Here is a 25,553-nt window from a genome sequence, read left to right on the forward strand (position 1 = left end):
CCTGAACTCAGACAGAGGGTTAGAACCCTCTTTACCACTCACGACTCTCGGCGAAATAGTGCTAATCGCCGAAATCGGGCACATCAATCTCGAAAATCGTCCCTTATGGACACTCGAGAGGAGGGTTGCCGAGGTTCGCTGGCGAACCGGCTCGGTCGAAATCACCGACCGGGACGCGATCCCGGTCTTCGGGTATTAGTCCGGCACGCGGTTCTATTACGCCTATCTGTCCGGACGGGCGTCTCGGGCCGGAACGCCCTGCAGGTCAGAACCCGAGCCCCAACCCCCGGTTCGCCCAAGCCTGGCGCCGGCCGGACCCGGCTGGAAGTGGTTTCATCCGAATTTCATGAACGCCGCCTAGCTTCGGCGGAGTGAGACCTCTGACTCCGCGCGTCCGGGCGGGCGCGCTCCTGATCGGCCTCGGCACGATGCTCTCGGCGTGCCGAGGCGGGCTTCCGGCTCTGTCTGCCGATTCTCCTCTCACGACGTCGACAACGACCTCGGACTCCGCTCCCCCGGTCCAGACCCACACCCTGACCGTGACACCTCCGGCGCCGGCCTCGACGTCCGCGCGAAGCCTCGAACCCGCCGCGATCGACCGGGTCTTCCAGGTCTACATGAACGGGCTCGCCAATCACGACATGACCGCGCTGCGCAGCGGGACGTGCCCGCGCTTGCGGGAGACCTTGCTCGGGTTCGAACTCCACGGGCATTACGTCGAGCGCTGGCAGATGCTGCCGTACTCCGTCCCGCCCGGGTACGAGGTCGTCACCGTGCAGGCCACGGTCACCCAGCGCAACGCGCGGACCGGGAAGCTCGCGGGCGACGTCGTCTATTCCTGGTATGTCGAGCGGAACGAGGACACGAACTACTACGTTTGCGGCTGGCTCGACTACAAGTGACTCCAGGAGGCCACCGGTGGAATCGGTCGCGCGACTCGTCAGGGAAGAACGGACGGACTTCGCCGCGTTCCTGCGGACACTGGCCCCGGAGCACTGGGACGCGCGAACGTTGTGTCCGGAGTGGACGGTCCGGGAGGTGGTCTCCCACGTGGTCGACTACGACGCCCTGCGCTTCCGCGGTCTGATCGTCCAGGCTGTCCGCGGCGGGCTTCGGCTGGACCGGATGAACGCGCTCAGTCTCGCGAAGGCACCCGAGCGGACGCCGGACGAGCTGATCGCGAGGATCGAGGGCAACCTCGATCCTCGTGGCCTGACGGCCGTGTTCGGCGGACGGGTGGGATTGCTCGACAGCCTCGTCCATCAGCAGGACATCCGGCGCCCGCTGGGACTTCCCCGCGAGGTGCCGGCGGAGCGGCTTCGTCACGCCTTGGCCTTCGCACGCCACGCCCGGGTGATCGGGGCGGACAAGCGCGCCCGCGGGCTACTGGTCGTCGCGACGGATCTCGACTGGTCGGCCGGATCCGGACCGGAAGTCCGCGGCCCGGGCGAGGCGCTCCTGATGGCGATCGCCGGACGCGCCGTGGCGTTGGACGAACTTTCGGGGCCCGGCGCGGCGATCCTCGCGTCCAGGCTGGACGACTGATCCCGGGTCAGCCCGGAAAAGCCTTCGCCAGCACAGCGAAAGCCGAGTCCAGCCGCTGACGATGGCCCGCGACGAGATCCGCGAGTTCCTCTCCGGCGAGACCACGCCGGACCGTCGCCACGGCGACAGTGCGGTACGCGGCGACGACGAGGGCGGCGACCAGCTCGCCGTCACCCGAGAACCGGGCGTCGCCGTCGAGTTCGCCCGCCAGCTCCGCGTCGATCTCGTGCTCGAATTCGCGAAGCCGCGCGACGAGCGCGCGAGACCCGGCGATCGTGCAGATGAACGGCAGGGCGCCCTCGGTCAATCCGGACAGGGGATGCCGCTCCTCCACCAGCCCGACGGCCATGGCGCGCAGCGCCTCGACGGCACCGACATCGTCCGCCCGCTCACGGATCGCCGCCCGCACCATGCCGACGGCGTCCGGAAGCCGGTCGAGCGCGATGTCCTCCTTGCGATCGAAGTGCGAGAACACGGTCACCTTCGAAACGCCGGCCGCGGCGGCCACCTCGGCGACGGTGACGTCGTCGAAACCGCGCTCCACGAACATCTTCGTCGCGACCGTGGCGATATGCGCCCGCGTCTTCGCGCCGCCTCGGTCTCCTCGCTTCGCCATGTGACAACCTTACCTTTACTCATTAAGCTTACCAAGTAAACTTACCGAGTAAGCTTTGGAGTTGTCATGACGAGTGCCGATGTGATCGTGGTCGGAGCGGGGCCCACCGGCCTCCTCGCCGCCGGCGAGCTTGCCTTGCGAGGAGTGCGGGTGACCGTGCTGGAGCGGCTCGCGGAGCCGGATCCGACGATCAAGTCCGGTTCCCTCAACGTCGCCAGCGCCGAGATCCTGGACCGGCGCGGCCTGCTGCCCGCCGCGGAAGAGGTTCAACGCCGTCGTTTGGCCGAGGCCAACGCCTTCACCGCCGGCCGGTCGAACCGGACGGTGCGCGAACTGACGGCCGCGGCGGGCCGGAAGTCACGCCGGTTCGCGGTCATCGGGCATTTCGCGGGGCTCATGTTCCGGCAGGACATGGTCGACCAGTCCGATCCGGCGCTGGCCGCGCACGCGGCGGTGGCGAACGGGATCTTGGTGCCGCAGCACGACCTCGAACTGTTGCTCGGCGAACACTGCGCCCGGCTGGGCGTCGAGGTCCGCCGCGGCGTGGAGGTCACGGATCTGCGCAGCACCGGCGAGGGCCTCGACGACGATGCCGACGTGGTCGTCGAGACCAGCGCGGGCGACTTCACCGCGGGATGGGTCGTCGCGGCCGACGGCGGGCGAAGCGTCGTCCGCAAGCGGCTCGGCGTCGAGTTCGAGGGCACGGATCCGGAAATGGTGGGCTACCAGGCCATCGCGGACATCGACGACCCGAGCGAACTGCGGCGCGGGTGGAATTGGACGCCGCGCGGCATCTACACCTACGGCCCCGTGCCGGGCCGCATCCTCGTCGCCCGGTTCGCGCCGCAGCCGGAGGACAAGAACGCTCCCGTGACCGTCGAAGAACTCCAGAGCGCGGTCCGCGACGTCACCGGCGTCCCGGTGACGATCACCGCGCTACGAGGACGGGCGACGCGATGGTCGGACAACGCGCGCCAGGCCCGGAACTACCGTCGAGGCAGGGTTTTCCTGGCAGGCGACGCCGCTCACGTGCACTCGCCGTTCAGCGCCCAGGGGCTCAACCTCGGCCTCGGCGACGCCGTCAACCTCGGCTGGAAACTCGCCGCGACCATCAACCGCCAGGCCCCCACCGGACTGCTCGACACCTACCAGACCGAACGGCATCCGATCGGGGCGTGGGTCCTCGACTGGACGCGTGCCCAGGTGGCGCTCATGCGGGGCGACGAACGGACGGCCCGGTTGCGGAAGGTCGTGGGCGACGAACTCTTCACCGTGCCCGGCGTGACCAATCACGTGATCGCGCTCTCGTCCGGGATCATGCAGCGCTACGACGTCGCCGAGGACGCCACCGCTCCGGTCGGCTCGATCGCCGGAGACGTCGAACTCGCGTCCGGCTCACGACTCGCCGACCACGCTCACGACGGCCGCTTCGTGCTCGTCGACCGGTCACCCGACGGCCGGTACGCCGACGCTGTCCGCGGGTTGGCGGACAGCGTCGCGTACACGGCCGACCCGATCTCCGACGCCTCCCAGCCGAGCCTGCTCGTGCGCCCGGACGGGATCATCGCCTGGGCGGACGTCTCCGAGGACTCCGGAAACGACACAGTCGACGCGCGGAAGCTGCTCGACATCGCCATCGGACGCTGGGTCGGCGCCTGAATCTCTCACAGGGCGGTGGAGCGGCTCACGGACTCCCAAGCGGCCAGCTCCGCCGCCCTGGCCTCCTGCGAGGCCCGGAGACCGTCGACGGCGTCATCGCCGAGGGCGAGCCGAAGCGGCGGGTTGTCGCTGTCGAGCACCTTCAAGATCGCGGCAGCGGCCTTCGCCGGGTCGCCGGGCTGGGAACCGTCCATCCCTTCGACGAAATCCCGGATGGTGCCCGTGGATTCGCGATAGGCGTCGATCACCCGCGAGCGCTGCAACCGGCTGCCGCCGAACCCGGTCCGGAAAGCGCCGGGCTCCACGATCAGCACCTTCACGCCGAAAGGCGCGACCTCGGCGGCGAGGGCTTCCGACATCGCTTCCAGGGCGAACTTCGCCGAACAGTAAGCCCCGAATCCGGGTGGGCTCTGCTGTCCGCCCATCGAACTCATCTGCACGATCGCCCCGCTTCCCTGCTCCCGGAGATGCGGCAGGACGGCCTTCGTCACCTCGACGGCACCGAAGAACATCACGTCCATCAGCTTCCGCAGGTCGGGCATGGCCAGTTCCTCGACGGCGCCGACCGAGCCATGGCCGGCGTTGTTGACCACGACGTCGATCCGGCCGAACTCGGCGAGGGTGGCCTGGACGGCGGCCTCGACCTGAGCGGGGTCGGTGACATCGAGCGCCGCGGCACGCACCCGGCCCTGGCCGAGCTCGACCAGTTCGGCCAGGGTTTCCGGACGGCGCGCCGTGGCCATCACGCGGTCACCGGCGTCGAGCGCGGCCAGGACGAGGTGCCTGCCGAACCCGGACGAGCAGCCGGTGATCAGCCAGACGCGGCCCTCGGTTTCCTTCGCCATTCTTGTTCCCTCCAGTGAAGTTCCTGCGACCCATCCTGTGGAGATCTCGCTTTGCCCGCCAACACCGGCTTCCTGGTGCGGCTACAGTCAGAGCCTGTGACCCCCGAGCTGCGGCAGCTGCGCTACTTCGTCGCCGTCGCCGAAGACGCGAGCTTCACCAAGGCCGCGCGCCGCCTGCACATCGCGCAGCAGTCGCTTTCCCAGCAGATCACCGTCCTGGAACGGCTTCTCGGCGCGAGCCTGCTACGGCGCGACAGCCGGGGGACACGGCTCACCGAAATCGGATCGCTGTTCCTGCCGGAAGCCCGCGCGGTGCTCGCGCGCAACGAGGAAGCACTTTCGGTGCTGAACAGGGCGATGCGCGGCGAGATCGGCACGCTCCACCTCGGTTTCCTCACCACCACGGCCAACTACCTGCTCCCGCCGGTGGTGCGCGCGGTCCGCGACCGTCTCCCCGATCTCACCCTCACCACGGACGACACCCAGATCGCGCCGCTCGTCGACGGGCTCACCGACGGGCGCTACGACCTGATCTTCACGCGGCCGCCTCTGGTCGACGGCCTCGAGACCCGCACGTTGATCACCGAGGAGGTCTGCGCGGTCCTCCCGGAGGGACATCGGCTCGCCACCAGAGCCGAATTGAAGCTCGCGGACCTGGCCGACGAGCCTTGGGTGCTCACGCCACGGAGTTCGTGGGAGCCCTGGCATCGCCGCTACGACGGCGAATTCGAGGCGGCCGGGTTCACGCCACGCGTCGTCCAGCGGGCCACGACCGTGCAGGGTCTGCTCGGCCTGGTCGCCGCCGGGATCGGCGTCACGAGACTGGCCCGCTCTTCGCACAGCCTGCGGCGAAGCGGTGTGGTGTTCGTGCCGCTGGCGGGCGACACGGCCCGCACCGTGGTGGCCTGGGCTCCGGGGAACGACAAGCCCGCGTTGCCCGGCGTCCTCGACATCGTGTCCGAGCTGGCGGCCGGAACGGACCTGACGGAGGCGGGCTGAACCGGCATCGCCACCGTCACACCACCATGATCACCCGGACGGGCATCGGCTTCCGTAGAATCCGGTGACGATGCGACGTTTCCGGTGGTGGTGGGGTGCTCTCGCGCTCACGTTCGTGGTGGTTCTCGTCGGGTTCATTGCCTTTACCGGGTCGGAAAGCCGCCCAGGGCAGCCGTCCCCGCGCCAAGGGCCGCCGGGAACGGGGCCGTTGACGGTCGTCTCCATCGGCGACAGCACGGTTTCCGGTGAGGGCGCGGGCAACTACCTGCCCACGACCAACGGGCAGGGCGGCAACTGGTGTCACCGCTCCCCCAACGCCTTCGTCGAGCAGGTCAAGATCCCGGACGTCACCGCGCGGGTGAACCTCGCGTGTTCGGGCGCGCCGTCGGAGCAGATCGCTCTCGGCGAGGCGAAGCAGTGGACCGAGCCTTCGCAGGCCCAGCAGCTGGCGAACCTGATCAAGGACCACCGGATCGCCGCGGTGGTGATCGCGATCGGCGCGAACGACGAGCCGAAGTTCTCCGCTCAGGTCAGCGAGTGCTTCAAGGCGTGGTTCTCCCCGCAGAACCCGCCGTGCAGCACGGAACTCCGCAAGACCTGGAAGTCCAAAGTGGACGCCATGGTGCCGAAGGTGACCAACGCCGTCGCCGACGTCAAGAAGGTGCTGGCGCAGGCCGGTTACGTCCCGGCGGACTACCAGCTCGTGCTGATGTCGTACGCCTCGCCTGTCGGGCCCCAGATCCCGGAAGCGCTGCGCAGTCTCAACGGCTGCCCGTTCCGCACCGAGGATCTGGAGTGGATGCGCCGCGACGGCGTCTCCGTCCTGTCGGACGGGATCAAGCAGGCGTCGAGGGCGACCAGCGCGCGGTTCCTCGACCTCTCACGGGCGGGCGCCGGCCGTGAGGCGTGCAGCAGCGACCCGGCGAACGAGTGGTTCAGCAGGCTGACACTCCAACTGAGCGACCTCGGCCAAGTGGACCGCGCGAGCCACGCGCTGCAGGAGTCGTTCCATCCCAACGCGAACGGCCACGCGCAGATCGCGAACTGCCTCAACGAGTTCCTCGCCGCGCGCGGCGGCAACGCGTCGTGCCTCTCCGGGGCCGACGGCAAACTGCACGCCGCGCCCGAGGTCGTCGCCCGCTAGAACCGCCAGAGCCCCTAGAGATCCAGCGCGGCGCGCAACGCGATGTCGATGCGCTCCTGGACCTCTTGGTCGATCTCGGCGATCTTCTCGTCGAACCACGGCCGGTACAGGCGCGTGAGGTTCAGCGTGGACACCCAGTACCGCGCGTCGACGGCGACGCCGAGGATGTCCTGCGGATCACGGTCCAGCAGTTCGGTGCCGAGCAGCCATGGCCGCTCGGATTCGTTCACCCCGTCCGAGGACAGCAGGACGACGGTGCGCTGCCGTGCCGGTTCGGTCGGGGGGTGGTACGTCCAGACTTCACCCCTGTGCACGCAGATCCTTCTCCGCGGCGGTCAGCTCGGCCTCGTCCGATTCGGCGGACGGTGCGGCCGGAGCGCGCTGCGGGGTGTATCCGGTGCGGACGGCTTCCCGGCGGGCCGCCTTGGACAACCACGACGAGACCGAGATCCCGTGTGCCTTGGCGGCCCGCTCGGCGAACTCGAGCGCACCACTGTCGAGTGAGAGAGTGACCTTACGTGTTGCCATACCTTTTATCGTACCAGCGCAGCGCAAGCCCACCCGTTTTCCGATCTCACAGGGTGGGCGAGCGCCCCTCGAACGGCGTCGACAGCACCACCGTGGTCCGGGTCGAGACCTTGGCGGACTCGCGGATGCGGCGGAGCAGGTCCTCCAGGCCGAGCGGCGAAGCCACCCGGACCAGGAGGATGTACGACTCGTCCCCGGCGACCGAGTAGCAGGACTCGATCTCCTTGATGTGCTCGAGCCGCTGGGGATAGTCGTCCGGAGCGGCCGGGTCGTTCGGCGTCAGCGAGATCAGCGCCGTGAGCGGGAGGCCGATCTGCTCGCCGTCGAGCCGCGCGGTGTACCCGAGGATCACCCCGCGCTGCTCCAGCCGACGCACCCGCTGGTGCACCGCCGACACCGAAAGCCCGACGCGTTCGGCCAGATCGGTGAAACTGCGCCGTCCGTCCGCGGCCAGCTCCTGCACGATGGCCTGATCCAGCGGCTCCAGGGAAGCCGTCATGCGTCGAGCACGATCAGGTCGTGCGGACGCTGGTTGACCGACTCGACGCCGTCCTCGGTGACCACGACGATGTCCTCGATGCGGGCGCCCCAGCGACCCGGCTGGTAGATGCCGGGCTCGACGCTGAAGGCCATGCCCGGCTCCAGCGGGAGCGCGTTGCCCTTGATGATGTACGGCTCTTCGTGCACGTCCAGGCCGATGCCGTGGCCGGTGCGGTGGATGAAGAACTCGCCGTAACCCGCCTCGGCGATGATGTCGCGCGCGGCGGCGTCGATCGACTCGGCGGTGGCACCGGGACGCACGGCTTCCACGGCGGCACGCTGGGCGCGCTGCAGGACGGCGTAGGTCTCGGCGACGTCAGCGTCCCGCGGCTCGCCGACCGCGTAGGTGCGGGTGGAGTCGGAGTTGTAGCCCTCGGCGATCGGGCCGCCGATGTCGACCACGACGACGTCGCCGCGCTCGATGACGCGCTCGGAGACGTCGTGGTGCGGGCTGGCGCCGTTGGGGCCCGAGCCGACGATCACGAAGTCGGCGTGGGTGTGGCCCTCTTCGACGATCGCGGCGGTGATGTCCGCGCCGACCTCGGCCTCGGTGCGGCCGGGGCGCAGCCATTCGTGCACGCGGGCGTGGACGCGGTCGATGGCCGCACCCGCGTCGCGCAGCGCCTGGATCTCGGCGGCGTCCTTGCGCATCCGCAGTTCGCGCACGATCGGCCCGGCCAGCGTCTGCTCGGCGTCACCGAGCGCGCCGCGGAAGGCGAGGACGTGCAGGGCCGGGGTGAAGTCGCTGACCGCGACCCGGCCGGGCTTGCCCAGCCTGTCGGCGACCAGTTCGTAGGCGTTGTCCCCGTCGACCCAGGTGACGATCTCGATGCCGAGTTCGTCGGCCGGGACGTCGGCGTAGCCGGGGGCCTCCAGCTTCGGCAGCACCAGCGCCGGGACACCGTCGGCCGGGATCACCAGCGTGGTCAGCCGTTCGAAGGAACCCCCGGCCTGGCCGATGAGGTAGCGCAGGTCCGAGCCGGGAGCGATCAGCAGGGCGTCGGTGCCGGCGGCGGCCGCGGCGGCGCGGGCCCTGTCGAGGCGGGCGCGGAGGCCGGCGGCGTCGGGGGCTGGGTTGTGAAGGGAACGGCGCGACATGATGGCGAGCCTAGTCGGTCCGTGCCCCTTCGTTCACCAGCCGGTCACCCCCGATCGGGGCGGGATCGTCGAGCCCGCGCCAGACCCGGAAGATCGCCGGGAAGACGCCCGCGATCAGATACAGACCGCCGAACACGGCGAGCGCGCCGACAAGGCCCACGCCGTCCAGCAGCAGCCCCGCCGCCATCGAGCCGAGCGGCATCGCCGCGAGCACCCCGCCCACGAGGAGGCTGAGCACCCGGCCGCGGACCGCTTCCGGTACGCGTTCGTAGACCGCCGGGAGCACGATCGGGTTGAGCGCGCCCGCCCCGATCCCGGCGACCACGAGTCCGGCGAGCAGGACGGCGGGCGCCGGTTCCAGCGCGAGCAAGGCGAACCGCGGCGCGCCCTCGATGCCGACGGCGACGAGGAGCGCCGTCCTCCGGGAGAACCGATGGCCCACCCAGCCGTAGATCGCCGAACCGAGCAGCGCGCCCGCCGCGACCGCGGTGATCATCGCGCCGATGAGCGCGGTGCTGTGCAGGACCTGATCGCCGTACGCCGGGTACAGGACGCCGAGCAGGCCGAAGTCGAGGCTGTTGGTGAGCATCAGCATGCCCACCATCGCGCGCAGCAGACTGTCGCGCTTGATGTACCCGAGCCCTTCGCGCAGTTCCTTGAGGTAGCCGCCAGACGACGGCCTCGGCGGACCGGCCGCGGACGGGATCAGCGTGAACACCAGCACGGCGGACAGCAGCAACGCGCCGGCGTCGACGTAGAGCACCTGCATTGGTCCGATCAGCGCGATGAGCGCGCCCGCGGCGGGTCCGCCGACCATCCGGCCCGTCCTCATCGCCGCTTCGACGGCACTGGCCGCCCGGCTCACGCGAACCCCGCCGAGTTCGGCGACTCCCGGGAGCAATACCTGCTTCGCGGTGTCGGCTGGACCGCGGGACACGCCCATCACGAACGACAGCGCGATCAGTCCGGGCAGGCTGAGCCCCGTCGTGTTCATCGCGAGCGGGATCAGCAGGACCGTGACGGTGGTCAGCAGGTCCGCGCCGACGCTGGCCCGGCGGGTACCGACGCGGTCCACGATCGGCCCGCCCAGCAAGGCGGCGACCATCAGGCCGAGCACTTCCGCCGCCGTCACGAGGCCGGTCTTCGTCCCGCTGCCGGTGCTTTGCAGGACGAACCAGGGAATCGCGAGCAGTGTCATCATCACCCCGGCCGAGGAGATCCCCGAAGCCACGACCAGCGCCCCCAGTGGCATCCGGCTCATGGCGTCTCCGGCCGCGATTTCCTCGGGAAGGCGGCCCAGTGCACCCGGACGGAGGTATCGCCTTCCTCGACCGGACGGTGGTAGCGCTTGATCACTTCGAGGATCTCGTCACTCAGCGCGGCGGCCTCGTCCGGTGTCAGCGACAGGGGCGAATCGTGGAACGAGACCTTGTCGATCCACTCGTCCGACCACTCGCGCATCTCGGCGACGAACTGCGCCTCGGCCGCGTAGCGCTGCTCGACCATCGTGTGGGCGTACGTGCTGAACGGCCCCGCGAGATCGGGATCCCGGATGAAGTCCTGGCCCTGGAGCTGGTCCCCGTCGTGCACGGCCTTCCACCACCGGTCCCGCCGGTTGCCGCGCTCGGAGTCTTCGGTGACCAGGCCGTACTCGGCCAGCTGGCGCAGATGCCAGCTGGTGGTCCCGGAGCTCTCCCCCAGCCGCTTCCCCAGTCCGGACGCCGTCGCCGGGCCGTCCTCCCGCAGCAGTTCAAGGATCCTGACCCGCAGTGGATGCGACAAGGCCCGCAAAAGGCGTCCGTCGATCCGCGCGAGATACCTCTCGCTCTTCCCCATGACACCGATCCTACATCGCAAAGAGTTCTCTGCAATCGATCCGAGTCAAAGAAGCGATTCTGGAGTTTGACCTCTACTTAAGTTCAGGTTCTACGGTCTGTGCCATGACAACCGACACGCCCTACCAGCTCGCCGTCGTGATCAGCAGCGTCCGCGAGGGCCGCTTCGCCCCCGTCGTCGCGAACTGGTTCCTCGAACGTGCGAAACAGCGCGAAGACGTCACCCTGTCCGTCATCGACCTCGCCGAAGCCCCCGACAGCCTCTCCCCCGGCGTCTCCGCCGCGGACGCCGTCGTCGTGATCGTCCCCGAGTACAACCACAGCTACCCCGGCCCGCTCAAGACCGCGCTCGACGCCACCGGCCCCGAGTGGCACGGCAAGCCGGTCGCTTTCGTTTCCTACGGCGGGATCTCCGGCGGCCTGCGCGCGGTCGAGCACCTGCGCCCGGTCTTCGCCGAACTCCACGCCGCGACGATCCGCGAAACCGTGAGTTTTCCCTACGCCTGGAACCACTTCGGCCCCGACGGCGAGCACGACGACACCGAAGGCGCGACCGTCGCGGCCACCACTCTGCTGAACCAGTTGGCCTGGTGGGCCAACGCCCTGCGCGACGCACGACGGGTGCGTCCCTACGCCGCCTGACCCGATGTTCGTGGAGGACCCGGCTGGGGGTCGGGTCCTTCACGGACATTCGGGCCGGGACATGGCAGGCTGTCCGCGTGACCGGACCACTCGCTCTCCTCGATTCCGCGAGCCTCTACTTCCGCTCGTTCTACGCACTGCCCGAGTCGATGACCGCCCCGGACGGGACGCCGGTCAACGCCGTACGCGGGTTCACCGACACCGTCGCGCGGATCCTCGTCGACCGCCGGCCTTCCCGGCTCGTGGCTTGCCTGGACGCGGACTGGCGGCCGAAGTTCCGCACCGACCTGCTGCCCAGCTACAAGGCGCACCGAGTGGCCGAAGAGGTCCCCGAGGGTGGCGATGTCGAAGAGGTGCCGGACACCCTGACCCCACAGGTGCCGATCATCCTCGAACTGCTGGAGGCCTTCGGGCTCGCGACGGCCGAAGCGGCCGGGTACGAGGCCGACGACGTCATCGGCGCGCTCGCGATCCGCGAAGAGAAGTCGCCGGTCGAGGTCATCACCGGTGACCGCGACCTGTTCCAGCTCGTCCGCCACGAGCCGACGCCGACGGTGGTCATCTACGTCGGCAAGGGCTGGAACAAGGCCGAAATCCTCGGCCCGGACGAGCTCGCCGAGAAGTACGGGATCCCGGCCGGGAACGCCGGTCCCGGCTACGCCGACATGGCCGCGCTGCGCGGGGACCCTTCGGACGGGCTGCCCGGCGTCGCCGGGATCGGCGAGAAGACCGCGGCGAAGCTGATCACGCAGTTCGGCTCGCTTCAAGAGCTGATCGAGGCGTCCAACGCGGGCGATTCGCGGGTTCCGCTCAAGACCCGCCTGCGGCTGACCGACGCCGCCGACTACCTCGCGGTCGCGCCGACCGTCGTGCGGGTGGCGGCCGACGCTCCGGTCGAGCAGTCCCGCCCGGACACCGTCCCGTCCGAACCCGCCGACCCGGACAAGGTCGCGGAACTGGCGGAGCGCTGGAATCTCGGCCGTTCCGTGGAGCGCCTGCTGGCCGCGCTCCCCAAGTCGTGAGCAACACCGAGGCGGCCCCGGCCGAGCTGCTGTGCCGGGACCGGCCCGGCGACGGTGTCACCGTGCTGACCCCGCGCGACGTCCCGCTCGGCGGGCCGCGCGCGATCCGGGTCCGCCGGACACTTCCGCAGCGGCAGCGGTCCTTGATCGGCGCGTGGTGTTTCGCCGACCACTACGGACCGCAGGACGTGCCGGAGTCGGGTGGGATGGACGTCGCCCCGCATCCGCACACCGGGCTGCAGACCGCGAGCTGGCTGTTCAGCGGCGAAATCGAGCACCGCGACAGCATCGGCACCCACGCCGTGGTCCGGCCCGGCGAACTCAACCTGATGACCGCCGGGCACGGCATCGCGCACTCCGAAGTATCCACAGTGTCCACTCCGGACACCGCGACGCTGCACGGCGTCCAGCTCTGGATCGCGCTGCCGGACGAACACCGCGACACCGCACGGGACTTCCGGCACTACGCGCCGCCTTTGCTCCGGTTGTCCGGAGCCACGGCGCGGGTGTTCCTCGGCAGCCTCGCGGGGACCACTTCACCGGTCCCCGCGTTCACTCCCTTGCTGGGGGCCGAGCTCACCGTCGAGCCCGGGGCGACCTTGGCCCTCGACGTCGACCCCACCTTCGAACACGGTGTCCTCCAGGACGTCGGCTCCGTCACCGTCGCCGGAACCGCGCTGGGCACCGGGGAACTCGCGTACCTCGCGCCCGGCGCCGGACGGCTGGAGCTGACGAACGACGGCGCCGAACCGGCCCGGGTGCTCCTGCTCGGCGGGACGCCGTTCACTGAAGAACTCGTCATGTGGTGGAACTTCGTGGGCCGCAGCCACGAAGAGATCGCCGAGTACCGGGAGGCGTGGCAAGCCCAGGCGGACCGATTCGGCTCCGTGGAAGGCTACAGGGGCACCACGACGTGGTTGCCCGCACCGACGTTGCCGCAGGTGCGGATCAAACCGCGTCGCAATCCGTCGTAGTCCCCTGTCCTGATCGCTCGCCTTCTCGACGTCTACCAGCCACCGCCGAACGCCGGTCCGTGAAGGCCTCCTTGCCTACCTTGAAGGTAGCGAAGGAGGCCTTCACGGCCTAGAAGAACGTCCCGCACCACGGGGCACGCGCGGTGTGGAACAGCGTGTCGGCACGATCGACCGCCGACTCGTCCAGCACCTCGACCCGGCCTGACAACGCCAAGTCGGCGAAGAGCCCGTGGCCGAGGTACAGCGACGACAAGGTGGCGACGTCCAGTCGCAGATCCGCCCCGGCGGTCGTGCGTTCCACCCCGCCGGAGCCGACGACATAACGGCCGTTGTTGTCGGGGAGCTGCTTGTCGAGCACTTCCAGCACCACGGGCTCGGCGGTGCCGTAGGTGCGCGCCCGCAGCGCGGCGAGCACGTCGACGAGCCGCAGCCACAGGTCGTCCATGACTTCGACGGTGTTCACCGCACGCGGGTCGGTGAGCAGTTCGGCGATCGGCTCGTCCACCGGGCGGGCTCGGCCGGTGACGGCGGAGACCAGGTCGACCGACAGCAGGAACCGCCACAATCCCGCCCAGGCCCGCGGTGTCGCGGCATCGAGTTCGCGGATGTCCAGGATCGCTCCCCGTTCCGGCGCCTGCCGGTCGCGCACGTCGATGGTCTGGTAGACGACGTAACCGTCATCGCCGTCCGGTCCACTGTGGACGGCGACGCGATAGCCGTCGTTCCCCGTGACCAGCCGGTCGAAGAAGCCCGGCCACCACTGTGCCGGTCGGGCGAGGAATCCCGGCCTCGTTCCCTCGAAACGGTCGTACAGCGCCGGAACGCGCTCGACGGCCTCGGCAGGGGTGACGAGCCTGACCACGCCGTCCCGCCCGACGCCGTCACGAACCCGGGCGCGAGGGCGTTCGACGGAAACGCCCTTGCAGAAAGTGGCCGCGCCGTAACCGAAGCGCCCGTAGATCACGCCTTCCGACGCGTGCAGCGCGGCCAGCGGGACGCCGCGCGCGGCGAAGTCTTCCAGCTGAACGGCCATCATCGCGGTGAGAATGCCGCGGCGGGTCCAGTCCGCGCGGACGGCGACGCCGTCGACAGCCGCGGTGACGAGCTTCTGTCCACCTGGGACGGTGAGCTCGGTGTCGAAGGAACTGGCGATCCCCACCGGGGTGTCGTGGTCGTCGAACGCGGCGAACTTCCCGGCCGCGGGCCACGTCGGCGCCATCTTGGCCCAGGCTTCGTCCGAGGCAGGCTTGCCGTGCAAGGCCTCCGACAGAAGGTCGAGGCAAGCCCGTTGCTCGCCTTCGGACACGGCGCGTACGTGGAATTCGCTCATGCCAGGAGATCCTGCCGTCCGGCCCCGGCGAACCCAACCGGTTTTCAGGCCGGCGCGCCGACCTCGTACCGGCCGTCTTCACCGGTGACGGTGATCGTGACGGTCTTGCCCTCCCCGCCGACCTGGACGGTGCAGGTGAACGTGCTGCCGTCCTTGACCGTCTGGTTCGCCGGGCAGAGCACGTCGCCGACTTCGCCGAGCTGGTAGGTCTCGGTGAGGATCTTCCGCACGTCCGCTTGCATGGTCCGGGGGTCGAAGACTCTGCCGGGTGCGCTGGAGGGCGAACCGCCGCTGGCCGACGAACTCGACGAGGCGCTCGTCGTCGGTGTGGCCGTGACGGTCTTCGTCGCCGGCGCGGGTGCCGGGGCGTCCGAACACGCCGCCAGTCCCGCGAAAGCGGCACAGCACAGAACGACCGTCGCGACGGCTCGCCTGCTCAAGCTTCTCCACCCCCACACCGAATGTGATCATCCAACGTCAGAAGAAGGTACCGCACCAGGGGTTCACTCGCGTGCCGAACAGCAGGTCCGCTCGCTCCAACGCGGTCTCACCGGTGGCCCGGACGCGGCCGGCGACCGCGAGCTCCGACGCGCGCCAGGCGCCGAGATACATCATCGACAAGGTGTCGACGTTCATTTCGAGATCCGCCGGGTCGGTGGTGCGTGCCGCGCCGTCCGCGGAAAGCCGGTAGCGGCCGGAGTTGTGCTCCAGGAAGGGATCGGTGACTTCGATGACGGCCGGTTCGCCCCGGTAGGTGCGAGCGTCGAGCATCGTGGCGACGTCGACCAGCCGGAGCCAGCCCTCGTCCTGGAGCTTCTCCACGGTCACGTGCCGAGGGTCGGTGAACAGCAACTCCACCGGTTCGTCGAGCGGCCGTTTCTCGGCGGTGATGCGGTCGACAAGGTCCACCGACAGCAGATACCGCCACAGTCCCGCGAACGCCTCGGAGCCCGAGTAGTGGAAGGACTGGATCTTCAGCAGCGACGGGGCATCGAATCTGGCCCTCTCTACGGTGTAGGTCACATAGCCGTCGACGCCGTCCGGGCCCCGATGCACGGCTGTCGAGACAGGAGTGGTGGCCCGGCGCACTTCCCGCTCGTAACCCGGCCACAGATGCGGGCTCCGCGCGATCATGCCGGGCCTGGTGCGCGGAAGCGCGTCGAAGAGCGACGGCCACTGTTCGATGGTGCTTTCCAGGCCCAGCACGGAGATCTGCCCGCCCACCGGGGCCTCGGGACGGAACCGGGCACGGTGCCTGTCGACCTCGATCGACTTGGCCCGCGCGCCGACGCCGTAACCGAACCTGCCGTAGATGGCGCCCTCGGAGGCGTGCAGCATCGCCGCCGGCACGCCGCGAGCGGCGAAATCCTCGAACTGGGCGCGCATCAGGCCGGTCAGCACGCCGCGACGGGTGCGATCGGCGCGGACACCGACCAGGCTGACCGCGGCCAGCGGCGTGGTCGCGCCGCCGGGCAGCGTCATTTCCGAATCGAAGGACCGGGCGGTGCCGATCAGCTCCGGGTCGAATGCGGCGAACCCGCGATCCGGCTGCATCGACGCGGCGATGGCCGACCATTCCTCGTCGGTCATCTCCTTGGCGTGCAAGGCACGCCTGAACACATCGGTCGCGGCCCGTTCCTCGTCGGACCGCAGCAGCCGCACTGAGAAGTCGCTCATGGGACGATCATGCAGGATCGACCGCCCCCGGCGCCCGCCGTTTACTTGGTGACGGCGGGCGGCGAGACCTCGTAGTTGCCGGTGTCACCCTTCACGGTGATCGGCACCTCCTGCGGCTTGCCCTCGATCGTCGCGGTGCAGGTGAACTTCACCCCGTCCTTGACCTCCTGGCCCGAGGGGCAGGTGACCGCGCTGATCTCCTTGATCCCGTAGGTCTCGGTGAGCAGCTTCTGCACGTCGGTCTGCATCTGGGTGTTGTTGAACACCTGGGTGTTGAACCAGCCCGGCGTGACGAATCCGAGGATGCCGACCGCGGCGATGATCACCACGAGCGCGCCGATCCCGATGAACAGGCCCTTCTTGGACTTCGGCTTGTCCTGCGTCTCGCCCTGGGTGCCGGGGAACTGGCCCTGGCCGTAGTCGTACTGGCCCGGCTGCTGCGGCTGCCCGTACTGCGGCTGCTGCTGCGGACCGCTCTGCGGGTAGCCAGGCTGCTGCTGGGGGCCGCTCTGCGGATAACCCGGCTGCTGCCCGTACTGCGGCTGCTGGCCCCACTGAGGCTGCTGTTGCTGCGTCTGGGAGGGGTCATAGCCAGGCTGCTGCGGATATCCCGGCTGCTGCTGCGACGGGTCGTAAGGTGCGGGCTGCTGGCCCCATTGGGGCTGTTGCTGCTGCGTCTGCGACGGGTCTTGCTGCGGCTGCTGCCCCCATTGCGGTTGCTGCTGCGGGCCGCTCGGCGGTTGAGCGCCGCCCGGCTGTTGCCCGTAGCCCGGCTGCTGCCCCCACTGGGGCTGCTGCTGCGGGTCGTTGCCGCCATACGGCGTGCTCATCGTTCGCCTCCGCCTGTTCCGCGATCGTCACCGGCCCACCGACCTTGGCCGTCGTGGGCGATCCAACCACAGGTCCGGGCCCCTGCCCACTGTTCCCGGGTGGTGTCGGAGCAACTAGCCGCGACCGTGCTCACACCGGTGGCGGCATCCGGTCCGCCAGTCAGCCCAATACCTCGTGGCATCGGCCCGAGGACCGCGCGCTATGAAAGGTCCTTTCCTTGCAAAATCTGCAAGGAAAGGACCTTTCATAGCGCTTGAGTTGAACGAACGCGGATCAGGCGCCGCCCGCCGCCACGACTCCCCGGCGCAGGGCCTTGACCGCGTCCGAGGCCGCCGCGCCGACCGGATCCGCCTTCCCGAGGACGTCGCGGATCTGGTCCAGCAGGTCGATGACCTGCCGCGACCAGCGCACGAAGTCACCGGCGGAAAGCTCCTGTCCGTTCGCCTCGGCGGCGGTGAGGACCTTCTCCAGCGACTCGCCGCGCGCCCAGCGGTAGACGGGCCAGGCGAACCCGGCATCGGGCTCACGGGTGCGGTCCAGCTTGTGCCGCCGCTCGTCTTCGGTGAGCTCCATCCACAGGCGCCCGGTCGCCTGCCAGGCGTCGAGCACCTTCCCCGCGGGCAGACGAGGCTCTCCCGCGGTGTCGCGGCGGGCCTCGAAGACCAGCGTCGAGACGACGGCCGCGAGTTCGGCGGGCGCCAGGCCCTTCCAGACGCCGTGCCGGATACATTCGGCGGCGAGCAGGTCGGACTCGCTGTAGAGGCGGGTCAGCCGCTTGCCGTGTTCGGTGACGCGGTCCTCGCCGTCACCCTTGGATTCCGGGCCGAGGTAGCCACGCTCGCCGAGCAGCCGCAGGATCCGGTCGAAGGCGCGGGCGAGCGAGTGCGTCGTCGCGGCGACCTTGCGTTCCAGCTGCTCTGTCTCCGCCGAGAGCCGCTGATACCGCTCGACCCAGCGCAGATTCGCCTCGCGTTCGGCCAGACCGTGGCACGGATGCGACCGCAGCGCCCGTCGCAGCGCGGCCAGCTCACCGTCCTCATTGGCCCCGGCGCGGCGCTTCTGCCTGCCGGGCAGGGAGATCCCCGCGTTGCGAAGGCTCGACGCGATGTCGCGACGGGTCTTCGGTGAACGCAGCTCGATGTGTTTCGGCAGCTTGATGTTCCCCAGCGCCTCCACCGGCGAAGGGAAGTCGGACACCGAGAGCGGTCCGGACCAGCGGTCCTCGGTGACCACGACGGGCCGCGGTTCGCGGATCGGGTCGAGCCCCGGGTCGACGACGACCGCGAGCCCAGCGCGACGGCCGGCGGGCACGGCGATGACGTCGCCCTTGCGGAGCTTCTCCAGCGACTCGGCCGTACCGGCCCGGCGAGCGGAGGTGTTCTGCCGCGAAAGCGCCTTCTCCCTGGCGGAGATCTTCGCCCGCAGCTCGACGTACTCCAGCATCTCCTCGAAGTCGCCGGTGATGGCGGAGGTGTAGCCCCGCAGGGCTTCCTTGTTCCGCTCGATCCGCCGCGCGGTCCCGACCACCGACCGGTCGGCCTGGAACTGCGCGAACGACTGTTCCAGCAGGTCACGAGCCGCCTCGGCGCCGACCTGGGCGACCAGGTTCACCGCCATGTTGTAACCGGGGCGGAAGGACGACCGCAGCGGATACGTCCGGGTCGAGGCGAGGCCGCCGACCTGCTTCGGGTCGATGCCCGGCTGCCAGGCGACGACGGCGTGCCCTTCGACGTCGATCCCGCGCCGGCCCGCGCGCCCGGTGAGCTGGGTGTACTCCCCCGGCGTCAGGTCGACGTGCGCCTCGCCGTTGTACTTCACCAGCCGTTCCAGCACGACGGTGCGCGCGGGCATGTTGATGCCGAGCGCGAGCGTCTCCGTGGCGAAGACGACCTTCACCAGACCCTGGACGAACAGTTCCTCCACGGTCTCCTTGAACGCCGGGAGCAGCCCCGCGTGGTGCCCGGCGATGCCGCGTTCGAGCGCCTCGCGCCACTCCCAGTAGCCGAGGACGCCGAGGTCGCCTTCGGGCAGGTCCTTGGTGCGCTCGGCGACGATGCGGCGGACTTTCTCGACCTCTTCGGGACCGTTGAGCCGCAGACCGGACCGCACGCACTGACCGACCGCGGCATCGCAACCGGCGCGGGAGAAGATGAACACGATGGCGGGGAGCAGCCCGGCGTTGTCCAGGCGCTCCACCGTGTCGGTGCGGGACGGCGGCCGGAACCGCGGCATCCGGGACGGTGCCCCGCGACGCCCCCTCGGCCCGCGCATCCCGGCCGGGGCGAACCCCCGGCCGACCTCCTCGGTACGGCGCAGCAGGCTGGGGTTGATCCGCAGCTCGGTGCCGGGAGCGTGTTCCTCCTGGCCCGCGAACAGGTCCATCAGCCGGTTCCCGACCAGCATGTGCTGCCACAGCGGCACGGGGCGGTGCTCGTCGACGACGACGGTGGTGTCGCCGCGGACCTCGACGAGCCATTCGCCGAACTCCTCGGCGTTGCTCACCGTGGCCGACAGGCCGACGACCCGGACGTGCTCGGGCAGGTGGAGGATGACCTCTTCCCAGACCGCGCCGCGGAACCTGTCCGCGAGGTAGTGGACCTCGTCCATCACCACGTACGCGAGCTCGCCGATGGTCGACGACCCGGCGTAGAGCATGTTGCGCAGGACCTCGGTGGTCATCACCACGACCTGCGCGTTGCCGTTGATCGAGGTGTCACCGGTCAGCAGGCCGACGGCGTCGGCGCCGTACCGGCCGACCAGATCCGCGTACTTCTGGTTCGACAACGCCTTGATGGGTGTCGTGTAGAAGCATTTGCGGCCCTCGGCGAGGGCGAGGTGCACCGCGAACTCGCCGACCACGGTCTTCCCGGCGCCGGTGGGCGCGCAGACGAGCACGCCGTGCCCGTCTTCGAGGGCCTCGCAGCCGCGGACCTGGAAGTCGTCGAATTCGAACGACGACTCCGCCGCGAAGCGGGTCAGCTGGGGATACCGAGCGCGGCGCTGGGAGGCCGCGTAGGCCTCGGCCGGGGTCTGGGAAGGGCTATTGACCACTTCGTCAGGGTTCCATACCCCACCGACAGTTCGCACTCGGTGTGACGATCTCGGGAACGTCCGACACGCCTCTGTCATCCAAGGGACGGATCCGGGATCGAGAGGGGACGCCATGGAGATCGCTTGCCCACGGTGCGCGCAGGTCGACCAGGTGCAAAGCGTGCCGGCCGTGTTCCAGGGCGGGCAGACCACGTACCGGGTGCGAGGGGGCATGACGGCCGTCCCCGCCGGAGACGGCGTGGTCTACACCGCGACGACGCACACCGGCGTGTCGGTCACCGCGACCGCCGCGGCGCTCAACCCGTACCCCGTGCTCCGCGGCGGCGGGTGCTTCCTGGCGCTCGCACTGTTCCTGCTGATCCCGGCGTTCGTGTTCGTCTCGTTCGCCACCGACGTGCTCGCCGAAGACCCCGCGCCGACCGCGGGCGGCCGCGCCGGACAGGCCATCGGAGCCTGGATCTTCCCGTTCGGCGCGTTCGCGCTGGTCGCGCTCTTCGCGGTCCTGTTCGTGCTCCGGCTCAGGCGCAACGCGCGGATCCGGAGGGGCATCCCCGACGCGCTGGCGTACTGGCGGCAGGCGTGGTTCTGCCATCGTTGCGGCGGGGTGTTCTTCCCGCGCGGCGAGCTGATGTCGGCCGCGACGTTCCGCGGACAGGTGTGGCGCGTGGGCGACTACGCCGGGATCAGCCGAGGACGGTGAGCGCGCCGGGGACGCAGGTGATGTCGATCGGCAGTCCGCCCAGCGGCTCGCCATCGGCGTAGACCGGCAGATCGCTGCCCGCCAGGTGAAGCCGGCTGGCCTTCAGGATTCGGACCGCCGGATGCCCGACGTGTCGTCCTGAGCGGACACCCGGCAGCATCCGCAGCAGGTCGAGCCGGTTCGCGTCGCCCACGACGGTGACGTCGAATCGGCCGTCTTCCGGATCGGCTCCGGGGCAGATCCGCATGCCGCCGCCGTAGAAAGGGGTGTTGCCGACGGCGATCATGGTGGCGTCGAGTTCGAGCGTCTCGACGTCGGTGCGGAGAACGACCGGGCGGGGCCGGAACGCGGCGAGTTCGGCCAGGATCGCGAAGTCGTAGCGGCGTGGGCCCCGGGGCCAGGTCAGCCGGTTGGCGCGTTCGGTGACCAGGGCGTCGAAGCCCGAGCACAGCACGGTGGCGAACCATTCGCCACCGGCCCTGCCCAGGTCGATCCGCCGCCGCCGGCCCTCCGCGATCCGCCTCGCGGCGAGATCGACGGCCGCGTGCGGATTCCCGGGGATCCCGAGCGCCCTGGCGAAGTCATTCCCGGTGCCCGCGGGGACGAGCCCGAGCGCGACACCGGATTCGGCGCAGAACTGGACGCCTTGGTGGGCCGCGCCGTCACCGCCGAGGACGACGAGGACGTCCAGGCCCGCCGCGCGTGAATCGGTCATCAGCGCACGGGATTCCTCGACCGTGTCGGCCACGAGGACGTCGAGCCGGTCCACGACGGGCCGCAGCCGCGCCGCGACCGACTCCATCAGCCGTGCCGCCGCCCCGTCACCCGAGGCGGGGTGGACGGCCAGTGCCGCGTGCATCCCGGGATCAGGTGACGTCGTCGGTGTTGGTCCGCTTGCCACCGGCGGTGGTCGAGGGTTCGTCGTCGATCGTGGTCGGCGTGTAGTCGAATGGCGCGGCCTCGTCGTCGGCGAGCTGATCCCAGCCCTCGGTGCCACGGTCCTTGTCCAGCTTGCGGTCGTGGAAGCGAGCGATCTGAATGGACAGCTCCAGCAACACGATCAGCGCGGCGGACAGGCCGAGCATCGAGAACGGATCCGAACCGGGCGTCGCGAAGGCGGCGAAGACGAACACCACCATGATCAGGCCGCGGCGCCACTTCTTCAGCGTCTGGTACTTCAGGACGCCGACGCGGTTCAACATCACCACGAGCAGCGGGAGCTCGAAACTGACGCCGAAGATCAGCAGCAGCGACAGGATGAACGAGATGTACTTGTCACCGGTGAGGGCGGTGATGAACTGGTCCCCACCGAAGTTCATCAGCAGTTCGAGAGCGTGCGGGATGAGCAGGTACGCGAGAACCGCACCGGCGGCGAAGAGCAGCGACGCGAAGAAGACGAAGGTGAGCGCGTACTTGCGCTCCTTCGAGTAAAGGCCGGGCGCGATGAACGCCCAGAACTGGTACAGCCACAGTGGAGCGAACAGCACCGCGCCCGCGGCGAGACCGACCTTCAGCTGGATCATGAAGGCTTCGAACGGGACCGTCTGGAGCAGCTGACAGTGACCGTCCGGAGTGCCGCCGAGCCTGCGCTGGTAGGGAATGCCACAGTACGGGCCGGTCATGATGTCGCCGAGCGACGGGATCGGACCCACCCTGGTCTGGAACCAGATGAAGCCGATGATCCCGCCCGCGACGAGGGCGAGCAGCGCGAAGCCCAGGCGGCGCCGGAACTCGTAGATGTGCTCGATGAGCGTCATCGTGCCGTCGGGATTGGTCCGGCGGCTGCGCTTGCGCCGCTTCGACCCGCGGCGTTCCTCACCTGAGGCGGAATCCGCCACTGAACAGTCCGTTCTCGTCAGAGTCCACCATGAGCGCGCCGTGGCTACGGCGCGCTCATCCGCGGACAGGCTCCGCTGGGCTGGCTAGAAGCTGCTTGCCGAGACCGCTCAGCTGGCGTTCTTCTGCGCCTGCTCGGCCGGAGCGGGCGTGGCAGGCGTGGCGGCCTGCTGCTTCTTGAGCTCGTCGAGCTGGCGCTGGAGGTCGGCGACCTGCTTGTCCTGCGCGGACGCGGCCGGCGCGGCGGGCGCGGGCGTGGTGGCCTGCGGCAGCTGCTTGGTCTCGACCTCTTCGGTCTCGGCGGCCTTGTCCTTGTCTCCGCCGGCCATGTCCTTGGTCTCGGCCTTGAAGATCTTCATGGACTTGCCGATGGACCGCGCGGCGTCCGGAAGCCTCTTGGCGCCGAACAGCAGAACAACGACGAGCACCAGGATGATGATGTGCCACGGCTGCAGCGCGTTCATCGTTTGCGGCCTCCTTCTCGAGTCTCTGGGTGAGATGTTACCGGTCTTCGAGCCCACGTCGTTGCGCGATCGCCACGCGGAGCGCGGCCGACCGGGCACGAAGGAGCCCTGTCCGTTTTCGGGTGTTCGTAGCCACCATGCTCATCGTATGGGTGAGCACGCGCAAGACTCTGCGTAATTTGATTAGCAGAACGAAGAGCAGGATCAGCCCGGCGACGGCCAGCACGATGCTCGGCAGGTACGACACGGCGTCACCCTACTGCTCGTAGGTTGACGTTAGGTGACGAGCCCGGGCCAGCGCGTCGGCGGCTCGTCGACGAACCGCCTCACCGAGTGTGGCGGGGCTCTCCACCTGCGCGTCCCCGCCCAGACCGAGGATGAGCCGGACCATCCACGATTCGTCGGCGTAGCGCATCCGGATCCGCAGCCGCCCGCCGTCGAGCTCGTCGAGCTCCTCGCAGGGGTAGTACTCGGCTACCCAGCGTGCGTCCGGGTCGAGGGCGAGAACGGCTTCCTGCTGATCGGGACGCGGCCGGAAAACACCATCGGAAATGTCAGTGGGCCGGGCGTGCGCGGGCGGTATCGCGGGTTCGTCGAGCACGGTGAGCTCGTCGATGCGGTCGAGCCGGAACAGCCGGACGTCCTCGGCGCGGCGGCACCACGCTTCGAGGTAGCCGACAGCCTGGACGATGAGCAGGCGCATGGGGTCGACGGTGCGCTCGGTGATCTCGTCCTTCGAGGCGGTGTAGTACCGGATCCTCAGCGCGCGCCTCGCGGTGAGAGCGGCCCGGACGGCTTCGCGCGTACTGGCGGTCTTCTTGCCCTCCCGCACTCCCCTGTCGACGACGATCCCCGACGGCTGGGCCTGTCCCGCGGCGGCCTCGATCTTCGCGATGGCGCGGCGGACCGCGTCGGCGTCGACCACGCCGGGCGTCTCGGCCAAGGCCCGGAGCGCGACGAGCATGGCCGTCGCCTCTCCGCCGGTGAGCCGCAGCGGGCGGTTCATGCCGGCGTCGTGCGTGACGACGATCGTGTCGCCCTCGAAGGAGAGGTCGATCAGGTCACCGGGGCCGTAGCCGGGCAGTCCGCACATCCACAGCAGTTCGAGGTCCTTGCGCAGCTGCTTGGGCGTGACGTCGAAGTCGTGGGCCGCGTCGGTGATCTTGATACCGGGCCGGGCGAGCAGGTACGGCACGAGCGCGAGCAGGCGCGGCATCCGTCCGGTGGCGCTCATCGGGCACCGCCCGCGTGCGCGACGGCTTCGAGACGGCTGAGGACCGACTTCGCGAGGACTTCGGGTTCCAGGACGAGGACGTCCGGGCCGTGCGCGGTGAGCCAGTCGGCAGCGGATTCGGGGTAGTACAGCTCGATCTCCACGAGGTCGCCTTCTTCTCCCCCGGCGTCACTGCGGCCGACCACGCGGCCGCGGCGACGGACCCCGGCGGCCCGGCCGTCGGCGACCCAGACGCTGGCGGTGGTCGGCGCGGACGGGTCCTCACTGCTGCTGGCGGAGACCATCTTCAGCAGGTTGATCCCGTCCGGGCGCTCGACGACGCCGAGAGCGCCGAAGGCGTCGACCTTCCCTGTCACCCGCGAGAGGCGGAAACACCGTGACGCGCCACGGTCCCTGTCATGCCCGACGACGTACCAGCGGCCTCGCCACGACACCACGCCCCAAGGTTCGAGGGTGCGGATCTTGCGCTCGGCCGAGCCACTGCGGCGGTACTCGAAGCGCACCGCCTGGCCGGCTTGGACGGCGGCCAGCAGCGGGCCGAACGCCGGTTCGGCGCGGACGCGCGGTTCGACGACGGTCGGGGCGTGGTCGTCGACCTCGACCCCGGCGGCGCGGAGCTTCACCAGCGCGCCTTGGGCTTCTCCCGTCAGCTCCGGCGAATCCCAGAGCCGGACGGCGAGACCGACCGCGGTCGCCTCGTCCGGCGCGAGGTCGATTTCGCCGAGTTCGTAGTCGCGGCGCGCGATGCGGTAGCCGTCGATCGCGTCGAAGGCGGAGTTACGACCGGTCTCCAGCGGGATCCCGAGTTCGCGCAGTTCGGTCTTGTCGCGCTCGAACATGCGGAAGTAGGCCTCGTCGCTGGCCGCGTCGGCGTACCCGGGCACGATGCCCCGGATCCGCTCGGCGGTGAGGTACTGCCGCGTGGACAGGAGGGCCAGGACCAGGTTGACCAATCGTTCGGCGCGTGCGGTGGACACCCGGTT

29 protein-coding genes are annotated in these 25,553 nt (G+C 69.7%); 10 read left to right on the forward strand and 19 right to left on the reverse strand.

The features are described from left to right. From CFP71_RS44660 to CFP71_RS23245, 3 genes are all read left to right on the forward strand, one after another. Positions 1–199: hypothetical protein (locus CFP71_RS44660; RefSeq protein ID WP_208636020.1), on the forward strand; the 199-nt coding region annotated here is incomplete at its 5' end. A 172-nt stretch (positions 200–371) separates the two neighbouring features. Further along, on the forward strand, positions 372–902 hold the full coding sequence (locus tag CFP71_RS23240) for a hypothetical protein (RefSeq protein ID WP_244199798.1): 531 nt from the start codon (positions 372–374) through the stop codon (positions 900–902). 16 nt (positions 903–918) lie between these two features. Then, on the forward strand, positions 919–1,545 hold the full coding sequence (locus CFP71_RS23245) for a maleylpyruvate isomerase family mycothiol-dependent enzyme (RefSeq protein WP_093936062.1): 627 nt from the start codon (positions 919–921) through the stop codon (positions 1,543–1,545). A gap of 7 nt (positions 1,546–1,552) precedes the next feature. Here the strand turns inward: CFP71_RS23245 and CFP71_RS23250 are convergent, their stop codons facing one another. Next, on the reverse strand, positions 1,553–2,161 hold the full coding sequence (locus CFP71_RS23250) for a TetR/AcrR family transcriptional regulator (RefSeq protein WP_093936063.1): 609 nt from the start codon (positions 2,159–2,161) through the stop codon (positions 1,553–1,555). 66 nt (positions 2,162–2,227) lie between these two features. On the opposite strand from CFP71_RS23250, the gene CFP71_RS23255 reads away from it, so the two are divergent. After that, the gene (locus CFP71_RS23255; RefSeq protein WP_093936064.1) at positions 2,228–3,820 is read left to right on the forward strand and encodes an FAD-dependent oxidoreductase; all 1,593 of its coding nucleotides are present in this window, start codon (positions 2,228–2,230) and stop codon (positions 3,818–3,820) included. Between the two features lie 5 nt (positions 3,821–3,825). Here CFP71_RS23255 and CFP71_RS23260 read toward each other — a convergent pair whose 3' ends face one another. After that, positions 3,826–4,665: an oxidoreductase gene (locus CFP71_RS23260; RefSeq protein WP_093936065.1), complete on the reverse strand. Its 840-nt coding sequence runs from the start codon at positions 4,663–4,665 to the stop codon at positions 3,826–3,828. Positions 4,666–4,761: 96 nt separating this feature from the next. On the opposite strand from CFP71_RS23260, the gene CFP71_RS23265 reads away from it, so the two are divergent. Both CFP71_RS23265 and CFP71_RS23270 read left to right on the forward strand, forming a co-directional pair. Further along, entirely contained in the window at positions 4,762–5,664 is a 903-nt protein-coding gene (locus tag CFP71_RS23265) for a LysR family transcriptional regulator (protein WP_093936094.1), read from the forward strand. A gap of 70 nt (positions 5,665–5,734) precedes the next feature. After that, entirely contained in the window at positions 5,735–6,808 is a 1,074-nt protein-coding gene (locus CFP71_RS23270; RefSeq protein WP_093936095.1) for a GDSL-type esterase/lipase family protein, read from the forward strand. Positions 6,809–6,822: 14 nt separating this feature from the next. Here the strand turns inward: CFP71_RS23270 and CFP71_RS23275 are convergent, their stop codons facing one another. The 6 genes from CFP71_RS23275 to CFP71_RS23300 are packed head-to-tail and all read right to left on the reverse strand — an operon-like array spanning position 6,823 to position 10,810. After that, positions 6,823–7,122 carry a hypothetical protein gene (locus tag CFP71_RS23275; protein ID WP_005150941.1) on the reverse strand — a complete coding sequence of 100 codons (300 nt, stop codon included), beginning with the start codon at positions 7,120–7,122 and terminating at the stop codon, positions 6,823–6,825. Next, complete coding sequence (locus tag CFP71_RS23280; protein WP_005150938.1) at positions 7,109–7,336, reverse strand: hypothetical protein; 228 nt, start codon at positions 7,334–7,336, stop codon at positions 7,109–7,111. The genes CFP71_RS23275 and CFP71_RS23280 overlap by 14 nt, the downstream gene beginning before the upstream one ends. 46 nt (positions 7,337–7,382) lie before the next feature. Beyond that, a complete protein-coding gene (locus CFP71_RS23285; RefSeq protein ID WP_093936066.1) occupies positions 7,383–7,835 on the reverse strand; it encodes an Lrp/AsnC family transcriptional regulator in 453 nt (150 codons plus the stop codon). Then, positions 7,832–8,974: a M24 family metallopeptidase gene (locus CFP71_RS23290; protein WP_093936067.1), complete on the reverse strand. Its 1,143-nt coding sequence runs from the start codon at positions 8,972–8,974 to the stop codon at positions 7,832–7,834. Before CFP71_RS23290 ends, CFP71_RS23285 begins: the two co-directional genes overlap by 4 nt. Positions 8,975–8,984: 10 nt before the next feature. Beyond that, the gene (locus CFP71_RS23295; protein WP_093936068.1) at positions 8,985–10,235 is read right to left on the reverse strand and encodes an MFS transporter; all 1,251 of its coding nucleotides are present in this window, start codon (positions 10,233–10,235) and stop codon (positions 8,985–8,987) included. Then, positions 10,232–10,810, reverse strand: coding sequence for an ArsR/SmtB family transcription factor (locus CFP71_RS23300; RefSeq protein WP_093936069.1), 579 nt, complete (start codon positions 10,808–10,810; stop codon positions 10,232–10,234). The genes CFP71_RS23295 and CFP71_RS23300 overlap by 4 nt, the downstream gene beginning before the upstream one ends. 104 nt (positions 10,811–10,914) lie before the next feature. On the opposite strand from CFP71_RS23300, the gene CFP71_RS23305 reads away from it, so the two are divergent. The 3 genes from CFP71_RS23305 to CFP71_RS23315 all read left to right on the forward strand — a co-directional run bounded on the left by CFP71_RS23305 (position 10,915) and on the right by CFP71_RS23315 (position 13,447). Further along, complete coding sequence (locus CFP71_RS23305) at positions 10,915–11,451, forward strand: NADPH-dependent FMN reductase (protein WP_093936070.1); 537 nt, start codon at positions 10,915–10,917, stop codon at positions 11,449–11,451. A gap of 77 nt (positions 11,452–11,528) precedes the next feature. Then, entirely contained in the window at positions 11,529–12,473 is a 945-nt protein-coding gene (locus CFP71_RS23310) for a 5'-3' exonuclease (RefSeq protein WP_093936071.1), read from the forward strand. Beyond that, entirely contained in the window at positions 12,470–13,447 is a 978-nt protein-coding gene (locus tag CFP71_RS23315; RefSeq protein WP_093936072.1) for a pirin family protein, read from the forward strand. The genes CFP71_RS23310 and CFP71_RS23315 overlap by 4 nt, the downstream gene beginning before the upstream one ends. 109 nt (positions 13,448–13,556) lie before the next feature. Here the strand turns inward: CFP71_RS23315 and CFP71_RS23320 are convergent, their stop codons facing one another. The 5 genes from CFP71_RS23320 to CFP71_RS23340 all read right to left on the reverse strand — a co-directional run bounded on the left by CFP71_RS23320 (position 13,557) and on the right by CFP71_RS23340 (position 20,336). Then, positions 13,557–14,777, reverse strand: a complete 1,221-nt coding sequence (locus CFP71_RS23320; protein WP_093936073.1) for a GNAT family N-acetyltransferase — start codon at positions 14,775–14,777, stop codon at positions 13,557–13,559. Between the two features lie 44 nt (positions 14,778–14,821). Further along, positions 14,822–15,217 (reverse strand): DUF4333 domain-containing protein, encoded by a 396-nt coding sequence (locus CFP71_RS23325; RefSeq protein WP_093936074.1) that lies wholly within the window; start codon positions 15,215–15,217, stop codon positions 14,822–14,824. Positions 15,218–15,254: 37 nt separating this feature from the next. After that, a complete protein-coding gene (locus CFP71_RS23330; protein WP_093936075.1) occupies positions 15,255–16,454 on the reverse strand; it encodes a GNAT family N-acetyltransferase in 1,200 nt (399 codons plus the stop codon). Positions 16,455–16,495: 41 nt separating this feature from the next. Beyond that, positions 16,496–17,284: a DUF4333 domain-containing protein gene (locus tag CFP71_RS23335; RefSeq protein ID WP_093936076.1), complete on the reverse strand. Its 789-nt coding sequence runs from the start codon at positions 17,282–17,284 to the stop codon at positions 16,496–16,498. Positions 17,285–17,558: 274 nt separating this feature from the next. Then, the gene (locus CFP71_RS23340) at positions 17,559–20,336 is read right to left on the reverse strand and encodes a DEAD/DEAH box helicase (protein WP_093936077.1); all 2,778 of its coding nucleotides are present in this window, start codon (positions 20,334–20,336) and stop codon (positions 17,559–17,561) included. A 160-nt stretch (positions 20,337–20,496) separates the two neighbouring features. Between CFP71_RS23340 and CFP71_RS23345 the strand changes: the two genes are divergently transcribed. Further along, positions 20,497–21,036 carry a hypothetical protein gene (locus CFP71_RS23345; protein ID WP_143267156.1) on the forward strand — a complete coding sequence of 180 codons (540 nt, stop codon included), beginning with the start codon at positions 20,497–20,499 and terminating at the stop codon, positions 21,034–21,036. Here the strand turns inward: CFP71_RS23345 and CFP71_RS23350 are convergent. The 6 genes from CFP71_RS23350 to CFP71_RS23375 form a co-directional block, all read right to left on the reverse strand. Further along, positions 21,020–21,895 (reverse strand): diacylglycerol/lipid kinase family protein, encoded by an 876-nt coding sequence (locus tag CFP71_RS23350; protein WP_093936079.1) that lies wholly within the window; start codon positions 21,893–21,895, stop codon positions 21,020–21,022. The genes CFP71_RS23345 and CFP71_RS23350 overlap by 17 nt on opposite strands. Before the next feature lie 7 nt (positions 21,896–21,902). After that, positions 21,903–22,874 (reverse strand): twin-arginine translocase subunit TatC, encoded by a 972-nt coding sequence (gene tatC, locus CFP71_RS23355; RefSeq protein WP_093936080.1) that lies wholly within the window; start codon positions 22,872–22,874, stop codon positions 21,903–21,905. Positions 22,875–22,982: 108 nt separating this feature from the next. Beyond that, entirely contained in the window at positions 22,983–23,336 is a 354-nt protein-coding gene (gene tatA, locus CFP71_RS23360) for a Sec-independent protein translocase subunit TatA (protein WP_093936081.1), read from the reverse strand. Between the two features lie 37 nt (positions 23,337–23,373). Beyond that, on the reverse strand, positions 23,374–23,583 hold the full coding sequence (locus CFP71_RS23365) for a bacteriophage holin (protein WP_093936082.1): 210 nt from the start codon (positions 23,581–23,583) through the stop codon (positions 23,374–23,376). A gap of 9 nt (positions 23,584–23,592) precedes the next feature. Then, on the reverse strand, positions 23,593–24,570 hold the full coding sequence (locus CFP71_RS23370) for a helix-turn-helix transcriptional regulator (RefSeq protein WP_093936083.1): 978 nt from the start codon (positions 24,568–24,570) through the stop codon (positions 23,593–23,595). Further along, the gene (locus CFP71_RS23375; protein ID WP_093936084.1) at positions 24,567–25,547 is read right to left on the reverse strand and encodes a helix-turn-helix transcriptional regulator; all 981 of its coding nucleotides are present in this window, start codon (positions 25,545–25,547) and stop codon (positions 24,567–24,569) included. The genes CFP71_RS23370 and CFP71_RS23375 overlap by 4 nt, the downstream gene beginning before the upstream one ends. Positions 25,548–25,553 lie beyond the last annotated feature (6 nt).

This window comes from Amycolatopsis thailandensis (genome assembly GCF_002234405.1).
Classification (GTDB): Bacteria; Actinomycetota; Actinomycetes; order Mycobacteriales; family Pseudonocardiaceae; genus Amycolatopsis; species Amycolatopsis thailandensis.